Below are 23,150 nucleotides of genomic sequence, written 5' to 3'. Positions count from 1 at the left end.
TACAGGACCGGCTCCCAGAGAGAAGATGGTGGTGAGAATCTTCAGCTAGGATGTATGGAAGTAGCCTTCGAGCAGTGGACTGAAAAGCATGACTTCGTAAGAAGTGCTGAGTAGGATTCAACGGATTTCCCCGTTACAGGAATACAATATAACGCAGATAAGATTTGTAAGTATTGGATGAGAGCAGGAAGAACCTGAATTTAGGTGGTACCACGGATATGATTATTCGCCCTAAGCTGATATACGGCTTAGGGCTTTTTTAGTGGATGGGAAACGCTCTTTTTGGAAATTTATATGGATGACAATTAAAGGAGGATATAGGTTATGGAGATTAATGGAGCACAGATGTTTGTAAAGGCATTACAGGAAGAACATGTTGATACACTGTTTGCCTATCCGGGTGGAACAGCGATCGACTTATTTGACGCATTATACGATGCAGAGGGAATCGATATGATCCTTCCAAGACATGAGCAGGCACTTGTTCATGCAGCAGATGGATATGCAAGATCAACCGGAAAGGTTGGTGTATGTCTGGTTACAAGCGGGCCTGGTGCAACGAATCTGGTTACAGGAATTGCAACAGCAAATTATGACAGTGTTCCTCTGGTATGTTTTACCGGACAGGTACCGATGAATCTGATCGGTAACGACGCCTTTCAAGAGGTCGATATCGTAGGTATCACCAGAAACATCTGCAAATATGCAGTAACAGTCAGAAAGAGAGAAGATCTGGCAAGAATTATCAAGAATGCATTCTATATCGCAAGAACCGGTAAGCCGGGTCCTGTACTGGTTGATATACCAAAAGATATCCAGCTTGCAATGGGTTCGGATGAATATCCGGATGAAGTAAATATCAGAGGATATAAGCCATCAGAGGGTGTACATTCTGGTCAGCTTAAGAAGGCTCTGGCAGAATTAAACCATGCAAAGAAACCGGTATTTCTGATCGGTGGCGGTGTGAATATCGCACATGCAAGAAAAGAAATGCAGGAATTATGTGAATTAACAGGAATCCCTGTTGTTACTACGATCATGGGTAAGGGAGCAATTCCGACGGACCATCCTTTATATGTTGGTAATATCGGAATGCATGGAAATCTCGCATCCAATAAAGCAATCATGGAATGTGATGTCTTATTCTCGATCGGAACCAGATTTAATGACCGTATCACCGGTACGATTGACACATTTGCAAAGAATGCAAAGATCATACATATCGATATCGATGCAGCATCAATCTCCAGAAATATCGAGGTAGACATCCCAATCGTAGCAGATGCAAAGCTTGCGATCACGAAGATGTTAAAATATGCAAAGAAATTAGATATATCCGATTGGGTTGCTGAGATCATGGAAGTGAAGAAACAGTATCCGATCAACATGAATTCTTATAAAGGTGTTACACCTGAGAAGATCATTAAGACGATCAATGAGATGTATGACGATCTCATTATTACTACAGATGTAGGACAGAACCAGTTATGGACAACACAGTATATTGCACTTGGCGGTGAGAACCAGCTCTTAACCTCCGGCGGTCTTGGTACGATGGGATATGGACTTCCTGCTGCCATCGGGGCAAAGATCGGTAACCCGGATAAGAATGTTATCTGCATTTCCGGTGATGGTGGTGTACAGATGAATATTCAGGAGATGGCGACTGCGGTTGCACAGGAGCTTCCGATCACGATCTGTATCTTAAACAATGGTTATCTTGGAAATGTACGTCAGTGGCAGGAGCTGTTCTTCAACAAGCGTTACAGCAGTACCTGTCTGAGATACAGAAAGAGCTGTAATCATGACTGCCAGAATCCTGACAAATGCTGTCCGAAATATACACCGGATTTTGTAAAACTGGCGGAAAGCTATGAGGCGCTTGGAATCCGTGTTACAAAGGAAGAAGAGATCAAAGCAGCATTTGAGCAGGCAAAGGCAAATACAAAGGGACCTACAGTTATAGAGTTCTATATTGATCCGACTGCAAATGTATTCCCTATGGTTCCGGGTGGCAAGTCATTAAATGATATGATCATGGATTGTTAAGGAGGATAGACAGATGAGTGAAAAGAAAAGATGGATATGTTTATATGTTGAAAATGAAATAGGTGTACTTGCAAGAATCTCCGGTCTGTTTTCCGGTAAATCCTATAACCTGAACAGTCTGACTGTAGGAGAAACAGAGGATACGACGGTATCCAGAATGACGATCAGTTTTACCAGTGATGACCGTACTTTTGAACAGGTAAAGAAGCAGTTGAACCGCAGCGTGGAAGTGATCAAGGTGGTTGATTATACGGATATTCCGATCCATAATAAAGAGATCTTATTCATCAAGGTAAAAGAATGTAATACCGATGATAAGGATGAAGTATTCCGTATTGCAAATGCATTTAACTTCAAGATCACGGACTATGACAGAAAGAATATTCTGGTGGAATGTTTACAGACAGAAAATCAGAACAATGATGCGATCAAGTTATTCAAGCAGAGTTTTCCAAATCGGATCGAGGTTGTCCGTGGAGGAAGCGTTGCAGTAGAAGCAATCAGCATGTCGGAGCGCTAAAGGGGATAAAAATTATGAGATTTCTGATTCAGAGAGTGAATCATGCAAGTGTAACAGTAGATGATAAAGAGGTAGGAAAGATCGGAAAAGGTCTGTTGGTATTTGTAGGTGTATTCGAAGAAGATACAGAAGAAGCTGCAGACAAATTAATCCGTAAACTGCTGGGACTTCGTATATTTGCGGATGAAAATGGCAAGACAAATCTTTCTCTTACAGATGTAAACGGTGAGCTTCTGATCGTATCACAGTTTACCTTATGTGCAGACTGTAAGAAAGGAAACCGCCCATCTTTTACAAAGGCAGGCAACCCTGAAAAAGCAAATGCGTTATATGAATATGTCCTGTCTGCTTGCAGGGAAAAAATCGCAGTTACAGAAAGCGGTATTTTTGGTGCGGACATGAGAGTGGATCTGTCCAATGATGGACCGTTTACGATCCTGTTTGATAGCCGTGAAATGTAAAAAAATACATGGGAATGGATCCAAATTGAATATCTTGCATGAAAAATTGTAAATTTTTTTCAAAAACATACGATTATTTCTTGAAAAACATACAAAGAATTAATATAATTGAGTTTAGGTTATGTTAAATAAACACGTAAAGGAGAAGCGCTATAATGTTAACAAAGGAAAGCATTGAAGAAAAGACCTTTAAAAAGGGACTTTTTGGTTATAATAAAGATGAAGTAAATTCATTTATGAGAGAAGTATCGGATGAGTTTGCTTCATTACAGGCAAAATATGATGCCGCTGTAGCAGAAAATGAACTGGCTCAGAATTCTCTCAGAGATAATAGTGTAAAGATCTATGAATTAGAGAAACAGTTAGAGCAGGCTGCTCCGGGTTCCAAAAAGGAACAGAATGCGGCAAACAGTGAAGCAAACAAAATCATTAACGATGCAAAGAAACGTGCAAATGAAGTTCTTTCCAATGCAAAGGCAGAACTTGCAAAGTTAAAAGCGGAGATGGAAGAGCTTAAGGCAAATGGCGGTACTGTAACAGCAACAGCCAGCACGACAGCTTCATCAATCAATGAAGATGCGTTAGAAGCTGATCCGATCACAAAGCTGAAGATGAAGTCTCAGACAACAGCAGAACCTCAGAAGCTGAAGATGAAGCCAAAGGAAGAGCCAAAAGAGGAAAGCAAGCCACAGGCATTTGCAGGGAAGAGTGCTGTAACAGAGGATGAAGAAGACGAAGTAATCGTAGGAGAAATCGAAGAAGGCGTTAAACGCAATCAGGTTCTGATCGGTGATGGCGATGAAGATGACGATTTCGAATTCTTATAAAGCAGGCTGATTTGTATGACATATAGGGAATGTCTCGATTATTTTCATGAATTATCAGTACATAGGAACATAGATGGATTACAGGATGATACCTATTTCCAGTTTGATGTTATTGGACGTGACAGTGGACATTTTTATATTCATTTGAAAGATGGTACACTTGAGGTCATTTCGGGGGAATATAAACAACGAAATGTTCAGTTTATCGTTACAATATCCAGTCTGGAACGGGTGATAAATGGAGTAATGGATCCGATTTATGCATATGCTACAGGAAAATTAAATATTGCTGGTGATGTGTCATTGGGAAGAAATTTCCTGTCACGCATCATCAAAGAGTAAAAAAGAAGAAACCTGTCAGATGTTAACTGGCAGGTTTCTTTTTGCCTTTATAGCTATAAACGATGTGTTATATCTTTATTTATAAAAGAAGCTTGGATATCGTTGCATTACATCTCAACTTAAAAGATGTTTGATATCATTGCATTACACGGTATCAGATTTTTATAACAGATCAGCAACTTCCTTTAAGAGACGTTCTGTCTTATCCCATCCGAGACAAGGGTCTGTGATGGATTTGCCATAGCATCCTCCACCAACCGGCTGATTACCGTCTTCGATATAACTTTCAACCATAACACCTTTTACAAGTCCTTTGATATCAGGATCGTAATTGCGGCTGTGGATAACTTCTTTTACGATTCGTGGCTGCTCATCAAATTTTTTGCCTGAATTGTTATGATTTGCATCAACGATACATGAATGATTTACCAGATTGAACTTCTGGTATGATTCATATAAAAGACGAAGATCTTCGTAGTGGTAGTTTGAGATGGAACGACCATGTTTGTTTAATGCACCTCTTAATATACAATGGGTCAGTGGGTTTCCGTCTGTGTGGGCTTCCCATCCGGAATATAAGAAAGTATGCGGATGCTGTCCAGCAAGACAAGAATTCATCATAACAGTATAATCCCCACTGGTTGGGTTCTTCATGCCAACCGGAATGTCCATTCCACTTGCCGTTAATCTGTGCTGCTGATCCTCAACGGAACGTGCACCGATCGCTACATAGGATAAGATGTCGTCAACATATTGCCAGTTCTCGGAATAGAGCATTTCGTCTGCTGCTGTGAGTCCGGTTTCTTTGATCGCGCGGATATGCATTTTACGGATTGCATATAAACCTTCTAACATATCAGAAGCCTTATTCGGATCCGGCTGATGCAACATCCCTTTGTATCCATCACCCGTTGTTCTTGGTTTGTTCGTATATATACGTGGAATTACAAGAATTTTATCTTTGACCTGTTCTGCAACCTTTGCAAGTCTGTTCTGATAGTCGCATACAGCATCTTCGTTATCAGCGGAACATGGACCAATTATAAATATAAATCGCTTGTCTTCTCCGGTAAAAATTTTTCTGATCTCTTCATCTCGTTTTGCTTTAATGTCTTTGAGTTCCTGTGAGAGAGGATATAACTCTTTGATCTCTTCACCGGTTGGTACTCGTTTGACCAATTTCATACTCATTGATTTTTCCTCCTGTTATAATTTGTCCAGTTAATAAATGACGAAAGTGTCATTATTTCTTAAATTACCGCATATTGCGCATAATTCTGTAGTATTATAGCAGAATATAATTAATTATGAAAGAAAAATATCAACACAAACATTCTTTATTCATTTTTTTAAGCATAAATTGTATAAATGAACAGATTAGAGGGATGTTATTGAAACGGGTAAAAATGGGAAAGAGGATAGGCAGAGCATTTGCAGGTACGGTTCTTGGAATAGCACTTGTAGTCGGACATATCGGCCAATCGGTAATATATAGTGTTGCTGTAACAGATGGAACAGCAACAGATGAAATAGCGACAGATCAGTCCGGACTTCAATTGGAATCACAATCATGTATCCTTATGGAAGCAACGACAGGAACGGTATTATATGAGAAAAATGCAGATGAAGCAAGGAAACCTGCATCCGTCACAAAGGTAATGACGCTGCTTCTGATTTTTGAGGCAATGAAGGCAGGTGATTATCAGATGTCTGATATTGTAACTGTGAGTGAACATGCAGCTTCTATGGGTGGTTCACAATGCTTCTTTGAGACCGGGGAACAGCAGACGGTTGAAGATATGATAAAATGTATCATTATTGCATCAGGAAACGATGCGGCAGTTGCTATGGCAGAATTCACGGCAGGAAGCGAGGAAGCCTTTGTTCAGAGAATGAATGACCGGGCAAAGGAACTTGGAATGGAGCATACACATTTCGTCAATGCATGTGGACTGGATGCAGATGGACATGAGACATCGGCAAAAGACATTGCGATCATGTCCAGACAGTTGATTGACGAACATCCTGAGATCCTGAATTATTCCGGTATCTGGATGGATTCAATCGTACATAAAACCGCAAGGGGAGAGTCAAGATTTGACCTTGCTAATACAAATAAATTCCTAAATATGTATACCGGGGCAACCGGGCTTAAAACCGGATATACGGCGACAGCTAAATACTGTATGTCGGCGACGGCAAACAGAAACGGCATTACATTGATCGCAGTCATCATGGGAGCTGAAACAAAGGATATCAGAAATAAAGAGGCCTGCAAGCTATTAGATTATGGATATGCAAATTGCAATCTGTATAAAGATGAAAATGTACTTGACACCCGCAGCGTTTCTATAGAAAATGGTATCAGTGACGAGTTGGCGATTGACAGTGTATCGGACTTCTCATCCGTTCTGCTTCGCGGAGAAAAGGCAGATGATGTAAAGAAGATACTGGTTCAGGATGAATCGCTTACAGCACCGATAAAAAAAGGATATGTTGTCGGTCATATAGAATATTCAATCAATGGTCGTATCCTTGGTTCAGTCGAGGTCGTTGCAGCAGAAAATATAAAGAAAATGACGTTTGGCTACAGCTTTAAAAAAGTATTATATCTTGCCTTTCGTTCCTAGAGGAAGAGAAAATGTTATTCGATATTATCAGTATCATCTGTATATTTGCGATTATCTGTCTGTGCGCAGTTCTGATCGAAAGCAGACGGGAGAATCATATGCTTTCGGTATCTCATTATACAATCACGGATAAAAGGATAAAAAAGTCTGCTACATTTGCGATGATCGCAGATCTTCATAATGCAGAATTCGGAGATAAAAATGAGGATCTCATAAAAGAGATAAAAAAGATTGCTCCTGATGCAGTTTTGATTGCAGGAGATGTTATAGTCGGAAAGAAAGATGTCAGACCGGGTGTTGCGATAGACCTTCTGCAAAAGCTTGGAAGTGAATTCCCTGTTTATATTTCAAAGGGAAATCATGAGATGCGAACCGTTTTATATACAGAGCAGTATGGAGATATATGGGAATGCCTGTATGAACAGACAAAGAATTACGTTCATTGGCTTATAAATGAGGAAGCTACTCTGGCATCTGACAACATTCAGATCGTGGGGCTTGACATGGATGCAGCTTATTACAGAAGATTCCGGCTTCAGAAGATGGAGACGGACTATCTGGTGAAGCTTCTTCCAACAAGGCATCAGGATGCATATACGATTCTACTGGCGCATAACCCGGATTATTTTTCGGTTTATGCGGAATGGGGAGCAGATTTGGTGTTATCCGGTCATGTACACGGGGGCATGATCATACTTCCGTTTTTTGGGGGAGTGATATCACCGATGGTACGGCTGTTTCCGAAATATTACCGGGGTATGTATGAATATCGTAATAAAAAAATGATTTTAACAGGTGGACTTGGTGGTCATACTTTAAAGTTCCGGGTCAATAATAAACCGGAGATATGCGTGATCCATCTGGAAGGAGAATAACAGGGGAAGATTATGAGTGAGGAATACAAAGAAGTAGAGCAGACAGAGAGTGAAGCAGAGCCAACAGAAAGCGGCGCAGACAAAGAAACCGAAAACGTGGCGGACAAAGAGGCTGAGCAGACTGGGGCTGAGATGGAAGCAGTCAAAGAGACAGACCAGACAGAGACTCAAGAAATAGAAACAAAAGACCAGCCGGAGGTTGCTGCCACGGCTGCTGCCATACCATCGGATGTCTTTGTCGATAAGAGTGTCTATGAACAGATCGATAAACGGAAAAAAGGAAAAAAGATCGCTGCTATTATATCAATTTCTGTGGGCGGAGTTATTTTACTTTGTTATCTTACATTGTCGATCTGGTTTAGTTTTCATTTTAACAAGAATACATATATTGACGGACAGAATGTATCCTATCATACAGTAAAATCCGTAAAAAACACGATCGATACATATATGAGTGAATATTCTTTAAGCGTAAACGGCAGAGAACATGCATCATTTGTGATCCGTCCGGAAGATATCGATATGACGATACAGGCAGTTTCCAATGAGAAAAGCATCAAGAAGAAACAAAATGGCTTTCTGTGGTTTTTGTATCTGAATGATAATCGGAAAGATTATAAAACCAGTTACGAAGTAACATATGATAAAGAAAAGTTGTATCAGTTCTTAAAAAATCAGGACTGTATGCAGGAAAAGAATATGGATAAGCCAAAGGATGCCTATGTAGTAGTTGAAAAGAGCGAGGCGGTTATCATACCAGAGACAGAAGGCAGTTATCTGGATACAGATAAGGTGCAGGAAGTGATAGAAACGGCACTTGAACAGGTGAAAGCTACTACAGACCTTGATAAAGAAGCGTGTTATGAGAATGCAGAGATCACGGCAGACAGTAAGGAGATCGCAGACCGGAAAAAAGCACTGGAAACATATCTTGCGGTTCAGATCAACTACAGCATTGATCGTGTAACATGGACGCTTGATGCATCAACATTTGGCAGCTGGCTCTATTATGATAACGGAAAATGGAAGTTCAAAAAGAAATCGGTTCAGGCATATGTGAGACAACTTGCAGAGACATATGATACTGTCGGAACAACGAGAACCTTTCAGACCTATACCGGAAGATATGTAGAAGAAACAGGCAATCGTTATGGATGGGCAATTGATGTGGAAGCGGAGACAAAGGGCTTGCGGGAAGCACTTGCAAGTGGGAAATCACAGGAGCGTACACCGGAGTTTTCCCAGGTAGGAGCGGCATATAACAAATACGGGGATATCGGTTATTCTTATGTAGAGGTCGATCTGTCGAACCAGCATGTTTATCTGATTGTAAGTGGAAAACTGGTCACAGATTCCCCTTGTGTTACCGGATGCGTGAAGAACGGTCATGGTACACCGGATGGATTATATTCGGTTACATATAAGGAATCACCATCGGTTCTCAGAGGTGAAGATTACGAGACAAAGGTGAATTTCTGGATGCCTTTTAATCGTGGAATCGGGCTTCATGATGCGACATGGCGTGATGAGTTCGGCGGAGACATTTATTATTCCGGCGGTTCGCATGGCTGCGTTAATCTGCCATATCAGAAAGCAGCGGTTATTTATGAAAATATATACGCAGGTATGCCTGTGATCTGTTATTATTAAGATGTTTATTTTATCAGAAAAAAGCAGGTTGATATTGTGAGCACAACTCATTTAATACAGGCGAAATCGTATTTTACAAATAAAAAATAGTTGTATATTTTGTGTATTAATGGTATTATAGCAAAGTCATAGGAAAAGGAGATATACCCAAGTGGCTGAAGGGTCCGCTCTCGAAAAGCGGTAGGTCGGGCAACCGGCGCGAGAGTTCAAATCTCTCTATCTCCGTTTTATGAAAATAAGCTGACATTCAGATGGGTGTCAGCTTTTTTACCATATGGATATATGTGGAAAATCAGAATTATGTATTTCAGAGACTGGGTACAGGTGAGCTGCGGCACTGGGATAAGGAGATGTTATTTATGTATGATGAGGCTGTTCGTTATATCACTGACAAAATAAAGATGAAGCCGGAGATAGGGATCGTACTTGGAAGCGGACTGGGTGATGCATTTACCGTAGATGATCCGGTGTATGTTTATTATAAAGAGATTCCGGGCTTTCCTGTTTCGACAGTTGCCGGTCATAAGGGACGGTTTATATTTGGTTATTCCTGCGGAAAGCCGATTGTTGTCATGCAGGGCAGAGTTCATTACTATGAGGGATATTCCATGCAGGATGTCGTGAAACCAATCCGACTGATGGGGCATCTTGGAATACGGTGGCTGATCCTTACCAATGCGGCAGGAGGAATCAGTGAAGAACTGGTACCGGGAGATATCATGATCATTTCGGATCAGATATCAAGCTTTGTTCCATCTCCATTGATTGGAAGGAATATAGACAAGTTTGGTGTCAGATTTCCGGATATGAGCCATATATATGACGAAGAAAAAATACAGATAAGCAGGAAAATATTTGAGAGAATGGGACTTCATACTGTGGAAGGTACTTATCTTCAGACATCAGGACCTCAATATGAGACGCCGGCCGAGATACGGATGTTTCATATGCTTGGCGCAGATGCGGTTGGTATGAGTACAGCATGTGAGGCAATCGCGGCCTGCCATATGGGAATCCGGGTATCCGGTTTTTCGGCAATTTCAAATAAAGCGGCAGGACTTGGTGCTGAATTAAAGCATGAGGATATTCTGGATCGCAGTAAGGAGATGTCTGATAAAATGAGCAGACTTCTTACAGAATTGATCGAAAGTTATAGTGATGGCATAGAATAAAATATTCCGATCATTTGATGAAAAGTGATAATCAGTCATTTATAAGCGGATATGGATTAATTAGAATAGATATGAGGTGCGAAAAGAATGGATGTAAAGATATATACAGATGGTGCAGCGAGAGGAAATCCGGACGGACCGGGCGGATATGGTACGGTTATCCAGTTTATAGATGGAAAAGGAACGCTCCATGAACGGGAATTTTCACAGGGCTATAATAAGACGACCAATAACCGCATGGAGCTTATGGCCGCTATTGTTGGGTTAGAAGCATTGATAAAACCCTGTAATGTGGAATTATATTCAGATTCCCAGTATCTTGTAAAAGCATTTAACGATGGCTGGATCTGGGGCTGGATCAAGAAGGGCTGGAAACGTGGCAAGAATGAACCGGTAAAGAACCGGGATCTGTGGGAACGACTGTTAAAAGCAAAAGAGCCGCATACAGTAACCTTTCACTGGGTAAAGGGACATGCAGGACATCCGATGAATGAACGATGTGATATGCTTGCAACGACAGCGGCAGACGGAGATAACAAAATAGACGACGAAGGTGTGATAACGAATGAATAAACACGAATTTAGACAACTGTTCAATGAGAAAATACTGATCTTAGATGGAGCAACCGGAACAAATCTGATGAATGCAGGCATGCCACTTGGTGTATGTCCGGAAAAATACATACTGGAGCACAAAGAAGTTATGCTGGAACTTCAGACGTCGTATCTGAATGCAGGCACAGATATCTTATATGCTCCGACATTTACCTGTAATCGTTTAAAACTTCGTGAATATGGATTGGAAACTGATCTCTATCAGATGAATATGGATCTGGTAGCTCTGTCAAAGCAGGCCGTTGCCGAGTGCGGGCATGGTTATGTCGCAGGTGATCTTACCATGACAGGTGAGATGCTGTATCCGATGGGAAAACTTCAGTTTGAAGAGCTGGTTGATATCTATAAAGAACAGATCAAAGTTCTTGTTGAGGCGGGCTGTGATCTTCTTGTTGTAGAAACAATGATGAGCCTTGCCGAAACCAGAGCTGCTGTGATCGCTGCAAATGAGATCTGTGATCTCCCTATCATGGCGAGCCTTACATTTAACGAGGACGGAAGAACCTTGTATGGAACGGATCCGGTAACCGCGGTCAATGTATTACAGAATCTTGGCGTGGATGCAATAGGTGTAAACTGTTCCACAGGACCGGACAAGATGACAGAGCTTGTGGCTGTCATGAAAGAGGTAGCATTTGTCCCCGTATTTGCGAAGCCGAATGCCGGTATGCCTGAACTTGTGGATGGTAAAAGTGTATATGCCATGACACCGGAAACCTTTGCAGAAGATATGAAGATGATCATAGAAGCAGGAGCCGGTATGGTCGGCGGCTGCTGCGGAACAACTCCTGCCCATATCAAAGCACTTTCCGATATGGCAAAGACAATGGATATTCCTGAGATATCAGACAAGAAAGAACGTTTGCTATCATCAGAACGCATGACAAGACAGATCAACTTAGATGGTTCTTTTATGGTAGTTGGAGAACGAATCAATCCAACCGGTAAGAAGAAACTGCAGGCGGAGCTTCGGGAAGGAGTTCTCGATACTGTTATGACGATGGCAGAAGAACAGATGGAAAAGGGGGCATCAATTCTTGATATCAATGTCGGCATGAATGGTATTGATGAGAAAGAAATGATGGTAAGGGTTGTATATGAGGTGTCACAGGCAGTGAATCTTCCGTTATGTATTGATTCCAGTAACCCTGCTGTTATCGAAGCGGCACTTCGTATCTATCCGGGACGTGCACTTGTGAATTCTGTATCTCTGGAAAAGGTAAAAATGCAGGAGATCCTTCCGTTGGTCAGAAAATATGGTGCGATGTTCATTCTGCTTCCGCTTTCTGATGAGGGACTTCCAAAGGACAGTGATGAAAAAGAAAGTATTATACATACAGTTCTGGATGCTGCTTATAAGATGGGCTTTCAGAAAGAGGATGTTGTGGTCGATGGTCTGGTTGCAACAGTCGGAGCAGAGAAAGCTGCTGCTGTCAACTGCCTGAAAACAATCCGTTATTGTCATGATATGGGGCTTGCTACGATATGTGGACTTTCGAATATCTCATTTGGATTGCCGGAGCGTATGTTTGTAAATGCAGCTTTTCTTACGATGGCGATCCAGAATGGTCTTACGATGGCAATTGCAAATCCGTCACAGACCATGCTTATGAATATGGCATATGCATCGGATATGCTTCTTAACAAAGACGAAGGAGATATCCGGTATATCCAGAATGTAAAACCTCTCGGGATCACAACGGCTGCACCTGTACAGAATGGAGGCAGTCAGGAGGATGAAAAAGAAAAAAGTGTTATCTACACAGATGTTGTAAAAGGAAATAAAAGAAATATTACAGAAGATGTCAAAAAAGAACTGGAACAGGGGATAGATCCGCAGAAGATTATTGATGATGAGCTGATTCCGGCAATTAACCGTGTTGGAAAATTATTTGAACAGAAAAAATACTTTCTGCCACAGTTAATCGCCAGCGCAGAGACGATGGAGCTTGCGATCAATCAAATCACACCACTTATCGTACGGGAGGATGATGGAAAGTCAATGCCTGCGATCGTGGTTGCTACCGTAGAGGGAGATATCCATGATATCGGAAAGAATCTGGTTGTCTTGATGCTTCGAAACTACGGATTCCCGGTTATCGATCTTGGAAAGGATGTACCTGCGGATGTGATCGTTGATGCAGCCATAGAAAATGATGCCAAGGTCATCGGACTTTCGGCACTGATGACAACAACTATGATGAAAATGGTGGATGTCGTGGAACTGGTAAAAGCAAAAAATCTGGATATTAAGGTCGTTATCGGCGGAGCTGTTATCACAGAGAGCTTTGCTGAGGAGATTCATGCAGATGGTTATTCAGAGGATGCGGCAGAATGTGTTCAGGTTGTAAAAAGATTGCTTGGTATTGAGTAATTCTTCGTTGACAATAATTGACAAGATAACTATAATAAAACAAGGATTTGTGCTGTATTGATTATACAGCCGTTTCATAGGTTTGAAAGGTGGTACTTATTGATGGATAATATAGTTTTGTCACTTCTTGTAGATAATACATCAGGTGTACTGAGCAGAGTTTCAGGTTTATTCAGCCGCAGAGGTTATAATATCGACAGCGTTACGGTAGGTGTTACGGAGAATCCTGCATATTCCAGAATGACTGTAGCAGTAAGCGGAGATAATGCAAGTCTGAGCCAGATCAAGAAACAGTTGAATAAGCTCGAGGATGTCGTAGAGATCGTTGAACTGGAGCCGGGCAAATCAGTATGCAGAGAGCTTGTACTCGTAAAGGTGAGAAGTGATAAGGATACCCGTCAGGATATCATGTCCATTGCAAATATATTCCGAGCAAACATCGTTGATGTTTCAAAAGGTTCCATGATCATTGAGCTAACAGGTGCAACCTCGAAGTGTGAAGCATTTCTCGGACTGTTAGATGGATTTGAGATCATTGAACTGGTTCGTACCGGTCTGACAGGACTGGTGAGAGGTCAGCGTCAGGATTAATCATGCGCACCTTAGTTAACTATTGATAGATTGATTGCAATTATGCAGTTAATTATTATAAAGAAGTCATTTATATCAGGAGGACAAAATAATGGCAGAAGCAAAAATTTATTATCAGGAAGACTGTAATTTATCATTACTGGACGGACAGACAATCGCTATTATCGGTTATGGTTCACAGGGACATGCACATGCCCTTAACTTAAAGGAATCAGGCTGTAACGTAATTATCGGTCTTTATGAAGGAAGCAAGTCTTGGGCAAAGGCTGAAGCACAGGGATTTGAAGTATATACAGCTGCAGAAGCTGCTAAGAAAGCAGATATTATCATGATTCTTATTAATGATGAGTTACAGGCTGATATGTACAAGAACGATATCGAGCCAAACCTTGAAGAAGGCAATATGTTAATGTTTGCTCATGGTTTCAATATCCACTTCGGAACAATTGTTCCACCTAAGAATGTTGATGTAACCATGATCGCTCCTAAGGCACCTGGTCACACAGTACGTTCTGAGTATCAGGCAGGAAAGGGTACACCTTGTCTTGTAGCTGTAGAGCAGGATTACACAGGAAAGGCTCTTGACAGAGCATTAGCTTATGCACTTGGTATCGGCGGAGCTCGTGCTGGCGTTCTTGAGACAACATTCAGAACAGAGACAGAGACAGACCTCTTTGGTGAGCAGGCAGTTCTTTGCGGTGGTGTATGTGCACTTATGCAGGCTGGTTTCGAGACACTTTGCGAAGCCGGTTACGATCCAAGAAATGCATACTTTGAGTGTATTCATGAGATGAAACTGATCGTAGATCTGATCTACCAGTCAGGCTTCAAGGGAATGAGATATTCTATCTCAAATACTGCTGAGTATGGTGATTATGTAACAGGTCCTAAGATCATTACAGAAGATACAAAGAAGGCTATGAAGAAAGTTCTTTCTGATATTCAGGATGGTACATTTGCTAAGGAATTCTTACTTGATATGTCACCTGCAGGACGTCAGGTTCACTTCAAGGCTATGAGAAAGAAAGCTGCTGAGCATCCATCAGAGATCGTTGGCGAGAGCATCAGAAAGCTGTACAGCTGGAATGGTGAAGACAAGCTCATCAACAACTAATCTGAAGTAAATAAATTTATTTCATATAATAACAGGAGCAGATTTTATGTTTTCGGACGTAAGATCTGCTTTTGTTGTATCCAAAAATGTTTTGTGCTATACTGTTAGCAAAAATGTGAACAGGGTGGTTGGTTTTATGTTTAATCAGTTAACAGAATCTGACATCAAGAAGATGGAAGAAGAAATCGAATATAGAAAAGTAGTAGTTCGAAAAGAAAAGCTGGAAGCTGTAAAGGAAGCAAGAGCACAGGGCGACCTGAGTGAGAATTTCGAGTATTATGCAGCGAAGAAGGATAAGAATGCGAATGAAAAAAGAATCCGTTATCTGGATCGTATGGTAAGAACTGCTGAGATCATAAAAGATGAGTCAGCAGATGATGAAGTAGGTTTGAATAATACTGTTCGTGTTTATTTTGAAGAAGATGATGAAGAAGATACTTATCGTATCGTAACGACAGTCCGCGAAGATGTATTAAATGGTATTATCAGCAATATATCTCCGATGGGGAAAGCATTGCTTGGTCATAAAGTCGGTGACCGTGTAGAGGTTGTTCCGGGAAAGGGCGACCCTTTCCATATTGTGATACGGGAGATTGTTAAGACAACCGATGAATCCCAGGATCATATTCGATAGAAGATAAAAATATACGGACAGGATGAAGAAGGTGACAGTCAGATGACATGTTTGGAAGCACAATCAAAGATCATGGCATTCATAGAGAACAAACTCCCGGACGATGAATTGAAGGAGTTTATTAAGCATGTCAAAAATTGTGAAAACTGTTCGGAAGAATTGGAAATCTACTATACCTTGATCGTTGGTATGAAAGAATTGGACAATGAAGAAAATCTTTCCACGAACTTCAAAAAGGAACTGGATGATAAGCTGGATGAAGAAATGACACGTATGACAGCCGTTAAACGAATTGCAACCTCTACAATCGTTCTGGTTCTGGCTGCAATTGTGATCGGACTTGTATGGGTATATAGTGGAGTTCTGGAAGAAGTATATCATTATGAGCAGAATGCCAAACAGAAATCGCAGACAGAATATTATTATAGTGATACTTTTGGAGAAAAGCTGTTTTTTGACAATAAATATATGATCGAATATCTGGAGAAAATTTTATATAAAAAGGATGATCTTCCCGGAACCAGTGATAAAAACGTACAGTTTATGGATAAAATAAAGAGATATAACCAGACACACAAAAACTATCTGGAAGTCGCCGAAGAAACGGCAGAGAAGGACGATTTGGAAAATGAAGAAAATATTATTAATTGATGGACACAGTATATTAAACCGTGCATTCTATGGTCTGCCGGATCTCACAAACTATGAAGGGCTGCATACAAATGCAGTTCTTGGTTTTCTTAATATTATATTTAAGATCATGGACGAGGAAAAACCGGATCATATGTGTGTAGCATTTGATGTGCATGAACCGACATTCCGTCATCTGAAATACAGCGCATATAAAGGAACCAGAAAGCCGATGCCGGAGGAACTTCGTGAACAAGTTCCGCTTATGAAAGAAGTGCTTACAGCTATGCATGTCACGATTGTGGAAAAAGGCGGTTATGAGGCAGATGATATCATTGGTACGATATCAAGGATGGCAGAACGAAATGGCTATGCAACTGTGATTGTATCGGGTGACAGAGATCTTCTGCAGCTTGCAACAGATACGATCCTTGTGCGGATCCCAAAAACAAAAGCAAGCGGCACAACGATAGAAAATTATTATGCAAAGGATGTTGTTGAGGCATATGGTGTTACACCGGTTCAGTTTATAGATATGAAGGGGCTTATGGGCGATACCTCTGATAATATTCCCGGAGTTCCGGGAATCGGAGAAAAGACAGCGGCAAAGCTGATGATTGAATACGGAAGCATGGAGAATATTCTGGATCATCTGGATACGGTAAAGCCTCCGCGTGTTCAGAAGAATCTGACCGAGAACATGGATCTTGCAGTTATGTCAAAGGATCTTGCAACGATCAAACTGGACTGCGAGCTGGATATTTCTCTGGATGAAATGACGATCGAATCATTATTCAATGATGATTCATATAAGATTTTTAAACGATTAGGCTTTAACAGTCTGTTAAAAAAGTTTGGCACAGTGACAGAGACAGCGGAGATCGATCCGGTTATCACCTTGCTTGAAACAACGGAGCAGATAGATGGTTTTCTTGCCGATAAGATGAAAAATATAGATAAGATCGGTTTATATCCAATCTGGAAGGATGGAACTTTATTCGGGCTGTCTGCTGCCATATCTGATAAAGAGGTCTATATTTTGTCGAATCTGAATGGAATGGAGCATGACAGACTGACAGAGAATATAGTATCAGCCACCAGGAACGGTATGCAGATCGATATTCTGGATTTAAAGGAAGCATTGTCAGTCTTTCCGTTTGATGAGAGTGATACAAAGGTGCATGATATCGGTGTAGCGGCATATCTCTTAAATCCGATGGAGGATGTATATTCCTATGATGCGGTCGCAAGGGATTATCTTGGTGCAACACTGCCATCCGAAAAAGAACTGGTTGGAAAAGATGAACTGAATCTGTTTTCTTTTGTAAATGAACCCTTTCAGAAATTATTTGCATATAAGGCGTTGATCCCATATCTTGCAGGTGATCTTCTGATGGAACGTCTGGAAAAACAGGAGATGTTCTCCCTCTATAATGAGATCGAGATGCCAACTGTATATACACTTTATGATATGGAGCACCGGGGAATCCGGGTTGACCGAAAAGCTTTGGATGATTACAGCGTAAAGCTGCAGAGCAGGATCGACGAACTGCATACTGATATCATCGGTTATGCAGGAAAAGAGTTTAATATTAATTCACCAAAACAGTTAGGTGTTATTTTATTTGAAGATATGGGACTTCCCGGTGGCAAGAAGACCAAGACCGGATACAGCACCAGCGTTGATGTGCTGGAAAAGATAAAGAATGACCATCCAATCATACCTGCGATACTGGAATATCGTCAGCTTACGAAGCTGAATTCCACTTATGCGCAGGGATTGACGACATATATATCAGAAGATGGCAGGATTCACGGAACCTTTAACCAGACGATCACAGCGACCGGCCGTATCAGTTCGACTGATCCGAACCTTCAGAATATTCCGATGAAGTTGGAACTTGGCAGACTGATTCGAAAGGCATTTATTCCGGAGGATGGATATGTATTTGTGGATGCTGATTATTCTCAGATTGAACTTCGTGTACTTGCTCATTTGTCTGGAGATCAGGTTATGCAGAATGCCTTTCTGAATCACGTAGATATCCATGCTACGACAGCTTCTGAGGTGTTCGATGTTCCGATCGATCAGGTTACATCCTTGCAGAGAAGAAATGCAAAGGCAGTTAACTTCGGTATTGTTTATGGAATCAGTGCATTTGGCTTGTCTGAGGATCTTGGAATATCCAGAAAAGAAGCGGCTGATTATATTGAGAAATATTTTGTAACCTATAAGAATATAAAGTCATTCCTTGACCGTCAGGTGGAAGAAGCAAAAGCAGATGGTGTTGTACGGACGATGTTCGGCCGTATCCGTCCTGTACCGGAGCTTCGGTCTTCAAACTTCATGACCAGAAGCTTTGGTGAACGCGTTGCAATGAATTCGCCGATTCAGGGAACGGCGGCAGATATTATTAAGATTGCTATGTTCCGTGTGAATATGGAACTGAAAAAACGAGGACTGAAATCCCGCCTGATCTTACAGATCCATGATGAACTTCTGGTAGAGACTGCAAAGGATGAGATTGACATTGTAAAAGAGATCATGGAAAAGGAAATGATGGGTGCAGCCGACATGGCAGTACCGCTTGAGATCGGTATCAGTGAAGGAGATAACTGGTATGATGCAAAATAAAGATGAGATGTTGATCCTTGGACTAACAGGAGGCATTGGTTGCGGAAAGACAGCAGTTCTTACGATATTAAAGGAAGAATATGATGCATATATAATAGAAGCAGACCGTCTGGCACATGAGTTAATGGAACCCGGAAAAACGGTTTATCAGGGAATTGTGGATGCATTTGGTATGGAGGTTTTGATGGATACTGATATAGATATATCTGCACCTGCTGAAGGGAATGCAGTGACAGACAACGGTCAATCAACGGTTAACCGCTCGATTGACAGAAAGAAGCTTGGAGATATCGTATTCCACGATAAAGATAAGCTGGCTTTGCTGAACAGTATCTCACATCCGTTAGTGAAAGAAGAAATCGTGCGCCGGATTGAGGAACAGAAGGATGCCGGAAAAAAGCTGTTCGTGATTGAAGCTGCTTTGCTGATTCAGGATGGATATAAGAGTATCTGTGATAAGATGTGCTATGTCTATGCAGACTTGGATGTCCGGATATCCAGACTCTGCGAATATCGTGGCTTTACCCAAGAACGAGCGCAGGCGGTTATCGATTCACAGGAGTCGGAAGCTTTTTATCTGGAAGCCTGCGACTATAAGATTGATAATTCCGGGTCGCTTGAAAATACGAAAAAAGACTTGAAGCACATATTAGATGAATGTAGAATATAATGTGTTGTCTGACACATAAAGATTCAAGCAGATAACTGTATAAATAAATTATGTTATATACGACAGGCGTTGTGCCGGTCAGAACAAAATATATAAAGTGAGGATATTTAATATGAAGGTTTTAGTTATTAACTGTGGCAGTTCATCGTTGAAGTATCAGTTGATCGATTCTGATACAGAAGAACTTCTTGCAAAGGGCTTATGTGAACGTATCGCTGTAGATGGAAGACTTACCCATACAACGACAGGAAAAGAGAAATATACAAAGGATCTTCCTATGCCGGATCATAATGCAGCAGTCAGTTATGTATTAGAAGCATTAACAGATAAAGAGACAGGTGCGATCACTGATCTGTCCGAGATCGATGCGGTAGGTCACAGAATCGTACATGGTGGTGAGAAATTTGCCAAGTCTGTTGTGATTACAGATGAAGTAATTGCTGCGATTGAAGAATGTAACGATCTTGCGCCATTACATAATCCGGCAAACCTGATCGGGATTCGTGCATGCCAGAAGCTGATGCCGGGTGTTCCGAATGTCGGTGTATTTGATACAGCGTTTCATCAGACAATGCCGGATAAAGCATATATCTATGGTATTCCTTATGAATATTATACAGACTATAAGATTAGAAGATATGGTTTCCACGGCACAAGCCACAGCTTTGTATCAAAGAGAACAGCAGAGCTTCTTGGAAAAAATATCGAAGATACAAAGATCATCGTATGTCATCTTGGCAATGGTTCCAGTATTACAGCGGTTAAGGGTGGAAAATCAGTAGATACAACCATGGGTCTGACACCGCTTGCAGGTGTGATCATGGGAACAAGATCCGGTGATATCGATCCTGCCATTATCGAATTCCTTGCAAACAAGACAGGAAAGAATATCGAAGAGATCAATACGATCTTAAATAAAAAGTCCGGTGTTTATGGTCTCTCCGGTGGATTCAGTGATTTCAGAGATCTCGGCAAGGGTATGGAAGAAGGAAATGACAGATGTCGTCTTGCACTTGATGTATTTGCATATGGTGTCAAGAAGTATATCGGTGCATATGCCGCAGCAATGGGTGGTGTAGATGCGATTGCATTTACAGCCGGTATCGGTGAGAATAATCCATATGTCAGAAATCTTGCAATGTCAGATATGGAATACATGGGTATCACGATCGATCAGGAAGCAAACAAGGTTATGGGAGATGAAAAGCTGATCTCCACACCGGATTCCAAGGTAAAGGTATTCGTAGTCCCTACAAATGAAGAGCTTGCGATTGCAAGAGAGACTGTTGCTTTAGTGTAACGAAAAAGAAAAATATGGCAAAAAATATGTGATTTTATCGTTGACAAAGAGTATTCAAATATGTATAATAACCAATGTGCGATTTTTAGGAGATATTATGTTAATTGATTTATCAGAGATTTTATCGACAGAAGGACAGGTAAAAGACTACGATGTTATATCTGAATTGAAGGAATTTTCTTTCAACGGAAATGTATATGTAGTCGATAATGTAAAGGATTTTCATCTTACTGCCAGAAATGAAGGTAAGAGAAAAGCAAGTCTTAAGGGCGGCTGTGTTGTCACACTTAAGATGCTATGTGACCGTTGTCTGGATGAAATTACAGAGGATTTTGAAGTGGACATAGACGAGATGATCGATATGGCTATCTTTGAAACAGATAAAGTTGATGAGATCGAGGAATTAGATTATCTGGAAGATCACATTATTAATATGGACATGCTTTTACAGAAGGAACTAATGACTTTAGTCCCGATGCAGATATTATGCAAAGATGATTGCAAAGGTCTGTGCAAAGTGTGTGGAGCAAATCTGAATCATGAAACATGTGATTGTGATGATTTTGTTCCGGATCCAAGATTATCAGTTTTTGCAAACATCTTGAAAGGTTGAGGAGGTGTGATTAATGTCAATTTGTCCAAAGAATAAGAGTTCAAAGGCCAGAAGAGATAAGCGTAGAGCTAACTGGAAGATGACTGCTCCTGCATTAGTAAAGTGCAGCAAGTGTGGCGAATTAATGGTTCCACATAGAGTATGTAAGAATTGTGGTTCATACAACAAGAAAGAGATTATCTCAGTAGGTGAGTAATTATAAATAGAGCTTTCCGAGCAATCGGAAGGCTTTATTTTTTTGCACCGATATCCCCTGTTGACTTTAAGAAAGGCAAAATATATAATAGCTTTGTGCATTTATACGGTCAGAGCAGAGTCCTATTCTGACAAACCCTGGGGTTGGTCTGCGTAGGAGTCTGGACTCCGATTCGTATAATAAGAAATATGGAAATGCCGGAATAGTTCCGGTATAGAAAGGAAGCAGGAATAAGATGAGCGAAGTAACAAGAGTAGTCGTAGATGCCATGGGTGGAGATTATGCACCGGAGTGGATCATAAGAGGTGCAGTAGAAGCGATCAATGAAGGCGCAAAGGCACAGATAATACTGACCGGTAAAGAAGATGTAATAAAGAAGGAACTTGCAAAATATACTTACGATCAGTCAAAGATCGAGGTTGTAAATGCAACAGAGGAGATCACCTGTCATGAAGCCCCGGTACAGGCTGTCAGAAGCAAGAAGGATTCTTCACTGGTGGTTGGCCTGAATATGGTAAAGAACGGAGAAGCTGATGCGATTATTTCAGCCGGAAGCTCAGGTGCGATCCTTGCAGGTGGACAGTTGGTAGTCGGACGTTCCAAAGGTGTAAAGCGTTCACCACTTGCGCCATTACTTCCTACATCAAAGGGTTATTCCCTTCTGATCGATTGTGGAGCGAATGTCGATGCGAGACCGGAGCATCTGCTACAGTTTGCCAAGATGGGTTCTATCTATATGGAGAATATCGAGCATGTAAAGAATCCAAGAGTTGCAATCGTAAATATCGGCGATGAAGAAGAAAAGGGAAATGCTCTTGTAAAAGAGACATATCCATTATTAAAAGAATGTAAGGACATTAATTTTGTTGGAAGTATCGAGGCAAGAGAGATTCCAAATGGTGCAGCAGATGTCATTGTCTGTGAAGCATTTGTCGGAAATGTTATCTTAAAGTTGTATGAAGGTCTTGCAAAGATGCTTTTAGGTGAGATCAAGAATACGATTATGTCTTCATTTAAAACCAAGATCGGAGGACTTCTGATCAAGAGTTCATTGAATGGCTTGAAGGAACGTTTTAATGCGAAGAACAAAGGTGGTGCACCGTTGCTTGGCTTAAAGGGCCTTGTTGTAAAGATCCACGGTAATTCTCATAACGAAGAGGTTAAGAGCGCTATTTTCCAGTGTATTAATTTCAAGGAAAATGGTGTAAATGAAAAAATTGCCGAGAATATTGGAAAAGAAGTGGCGAAGTAA

At 41.0% G+C, this 23,150-nt stretch carries 22 protein-coding genes, 1 tRNA gene and 1 other annotated feature (1 of these 24 only partly in view); of the genes, 22 read left to right on the top strand and 1 reads right to left on the bottom strand.

Annotation, left to right across the window (positions count from 1 at the left end; genetic code table 11):
• Window positions 1–237: a binding site (T-box leader), on the top strand; it begins 27 nt to the left of the window's first position.
• Window positions 238–324: 87 nt separating this feature from the next.
• From ilvB to DXB77_RS04675, 5 genes are all read left to right on the top strand, one after another.
• On the top strand, window positions 325–2,049 hold the full coding sequence (gene ilvB, locus DXB77_RS04695; protein WP_021943923.1) for a biosynthetic-type acetolactate synthase large subunit: 1,725 nt from the start codon (window positions 325–327) through the stop codon (window positions 2,047–2,049).
• Window positions 2,050–2,062: 13 nt separating this feature from the next.
• A complete protein-coding gene (gene ilvN, locus DXB77_RS04690; protein WP_021943922.1) occupies window positions 2,063–2,569 on the top strand; it encodes an acetolactate synthase small subunit in 507 nt (168 codons plus the stop codon).
• Between the two features lie 14 nt (window positions 2,570–2,583).
• On the top strand, window positions 2,584–3,030 hold the full coding sequence (dtd, locus tag DXB77_RS04685; RefSeq protein WP_117807531.1) for a D-aminoacyl-tRNA deacylase: 447 nt from the start codon (window positions 2,584–2,586) through the stop codon (window positions 3,028–3,030).
• Between the two features lie 155 nt (window positions 3,031–3,185).
• Window positions 3,186–3,857, top strand: a complete 672-nt coding sequence (locus DXB77_RS04680) for a DivIVA domain-containing protein (protein WP_021943920.1) — start codon at window positions 3,186–3,188, stop codon at window positions 3,855–3,857.
• 15 nt (window positions 3,858–3,872) lie between these two features.
• A complete protein-coding gene (locus DXB77_RS04675) occupies window positions 3,873–4,199 on the top strand; it encodes an SCP2 sterol-binding domain-containing protein (protein ID WP_021943919.1) in 327 nt (108 codons plus the stop codon).
• Window positions 4,200–4,361: 162 nt separating this feature from the next.
• On the opposite strand, the gene DXB77_RS04670 is transcribed toward DXB77_RS04675, so the two are convergent.
• Complete coding sequence (locus DXB77_RS04670) at window positions 4,362–5,390, bottom strand: 3-deoxy-7-phosphoheptulonate synthase (protein WP_118662737.1); 1,029 nt, start codon at window positions 5,388–5,390, stop codon at window positions 4,362–4,364.
• 194 nt (window positions 5,391–5,584) lie between these two features.
• Between DXB77_RS04670 and DXB77_RS04665 the strand changes: the two genes are divergently transcribed.
• The 17 genes from DXB77_RS04665 (at window position 5,585) to plsX (ending at window position 23,150) form a co-directional block, all read left to right on the top strand.
• Window positions 5,585–6,829, top strand: coding sequence for a D-alanyl-D-alanine carboxypeptidase family protein (locus DXB77_RS04665; protein WP_243100139.1), 1,245 nt, complete (start codon window positions 5,585–5,587; stop codon window positions 6,827–6,829).
• 11 nt (window positions 6,830–6,840) lie between these two features.
• Complete coding sequence (locus DXB77_RS04660) at window positions 6,841–7,704, top strand: metallophosphoesterase (protein ID WP_118662735.1); 864 nt, start codon at window positions 6,841–6,843, stop codon at window positions 7,702–7,704.
• A 12-nt stretch (window positions 7,705–7,716) separates the two neighbouring features.
• Window positions 7,717–9,354: a peptidoglycan binding domain-containing protein gene (locus DXB77_RS04655; protein ID WP_118662734.1), complete on the top strand. Its 1,638-nt coding sequence runs from the start codon at window positions 7,717–7,719 to the stop codon at window positions 9,352–9,354.
• 137 nt (window positions 9,355–9,491) lie between these two features.
• Window positions 9,492–9,579, top strand: a tRNA-Ser gene (locus DXB77_RS04650).
• Window positions 9,580–9,605: 26 nt separating this feature from the next.
• Window positions 9,606–10,526 carry a purine-nucleoside phosphorylase gene (locus tag DXB77_RS04645; protein ID WP_118662733.1) on the top strand — a complete coding sequence of 307 codons (921 nt, stop codon included), beginning with the start codon at window positions 9,606–9,608 and terminating at the stop codon, window positions 10,524–10,526.
• 87 nt (window positions 10,527–10,613) lie between these two features.
• Window positions 10,614–11,099 carry a ribonuclease HI gene (rnhA, locus tag DXB77_RS04640; RefSeq protein ID WP_118662732.1) on the top strand — a complete coding sequence of 162 codons (486 nt, stop codon included), beginning with the start codon at window positions 10,614–10,616 and terminating at the stop codon, window positions 11,097–11,099.
• Window positions 11,092–13,515 carry a homocysteine S-methyltransferase family protein gene (locus DXB77_RS04635; protein WP_118662731.1) on the top strand — a complete coding sequence of 808 codons (2,424 nt, stop codon included), beginning with the start codon at window positions 11,092–11,094 and terminating at the stop codon, window positions 13,513–13,515. Before rnhA ends, DXB77_RS04635 begins: the two co-directional genes overlap by 8 nt.
• Window positions 13,516–13,617: 102 nt before the next feature.
• Complete coding sequence (gene ilvN / locus DXB77_RS04630; protein WP_008400899.1) at window positions 13,618–14,106, top strand: acetolactate synthase small subunit; 489 nt, start codon at window positions 13,618–13,620, stop codon at window positions 14,104–14,106.
• A 91-nt stretch (window positions 14,107–14,197) separates the two neighbouring features.
• Window positions 14,198–15,220 (top strand): ketol-acid reductoisomerase, encoded by a 1,023-nt coding sequence (ilvC, locus tag DXB77_RS04625; RefSeq protein WP_008400897.1) that lies wholly within the window; start codon window positions 14,198–14,200, stop codon window positions 15,218–15,220.
• Window positions 15,221–15,356: 136 nt separating this feature from the next.
• Window positions 15,357–15,854: a transcription elongation factor GreA gene (gene greA, locus DXB77_RS04620; protein WP_117807758.1), complete on the top strand. Its 498-nt coding sequence runs from the start codon at window positions 15,357–15,359 to the stop codon at window positions 15,852–15,854.
• A 42-nt stretch (window positions 15,855–15,896) separates the two neighbouring features.
• The gene (locus DXB77_RS04615) at window positions 15,897–16,505 is read left to right on the top strand and encodes a zf-HC2 domain-containing protein (RefSeq protein ID WP_117807538.1); all 609 of its coding nucleotides are present in this window, start codon (window positions 15,897–15,899) and stop codon (window positions 16,503–16,505) included.
• Window positions 16,483–19,119 (top strand): DNA polymerase I, encoded by a 2,637-nt coding sequence (gene polA / locus DXB77_RS04610; RefSeq protein ID WP_118662730.1) that lies wholly within the window; start codon window positions 16,483–16,485, stop codon window positions 19,117–19,119. The genes DXB77_RS04615 and polA overlap by 23 nt, the downstream gene beginning before the upstream one ends.
• The gene (gene coaE, locus DXB77_RS04605) at window positions 19,106–19,789 is read left to right on the top strand and encodes a dephospho-CoA kinase (RefSeq protein ID WP_118662729.1); all 684 of its coding nucleotides are present in this window, start codon (window positions 19,106–19,108) and stop codon (window positions 19,787–19,789) included. The genes polA and coaE overlap by 14 nt, the downstream gene beginning before the upstream one ends.
• Window positions 19,790–19,901: 112 nt before the next feature.
• On the top strand, window positions 19,902–21,089 hold the full coding sequence (locus DXB77_RS04600) for an acetate kinase (RefSeq protein ID WP_117807541.1): 1,188 nt from the start codon (window positions 19,902–19,904) through the stop codon (window positions 21,087–21,089).
• Between the two features lie 97 nt (window positions 21,090–21,186).
• Entirely contained in the window at window positions 21,187–21,702 is a 516-nt protein-coding gene (locus DXB77_RS04595) for a DUF177 domain-containing protein (protein ID WP_021943906.1), read from the top strand.
• Between the two features lie 13 nt (window positions 21,703–21,715).
• Window positions 21,716–21,898 (top strand): 50S ribosomal protein L32, encoded by a 183-nt coding sequence (gene rpmF, locus DXB77_RS04590; RefSeq protein ID WP_008400890.1) that lies wholly within the window; start codon window positions 21,716–21,718, stop codon window positions 21,896–21,898.
• Window positions 21,899–22,133: 235 nt separating this feature from the next.
• Entirely contained in the window at window positions 22,134–23,150 is a 1,017-nt protein-coding gene (gene plsX / locus DXB77_RS04585; RefSeq protein WP_021943905.1) for a phosphate acyltransferase PlsX, read from the top strand.

The organism is Clostridium sp. OM05-9 (assembly GCF_003481465.1).
Lineage (GTDB): Bacteria > Bacillota > Clostridia > Lachnospirales > Lachnospiraceae > Coprococcus > Coprococcus ammoniilyticus.
This window is presented reverse-complemented; position numbering and strand designations above follow the sequence as displayed.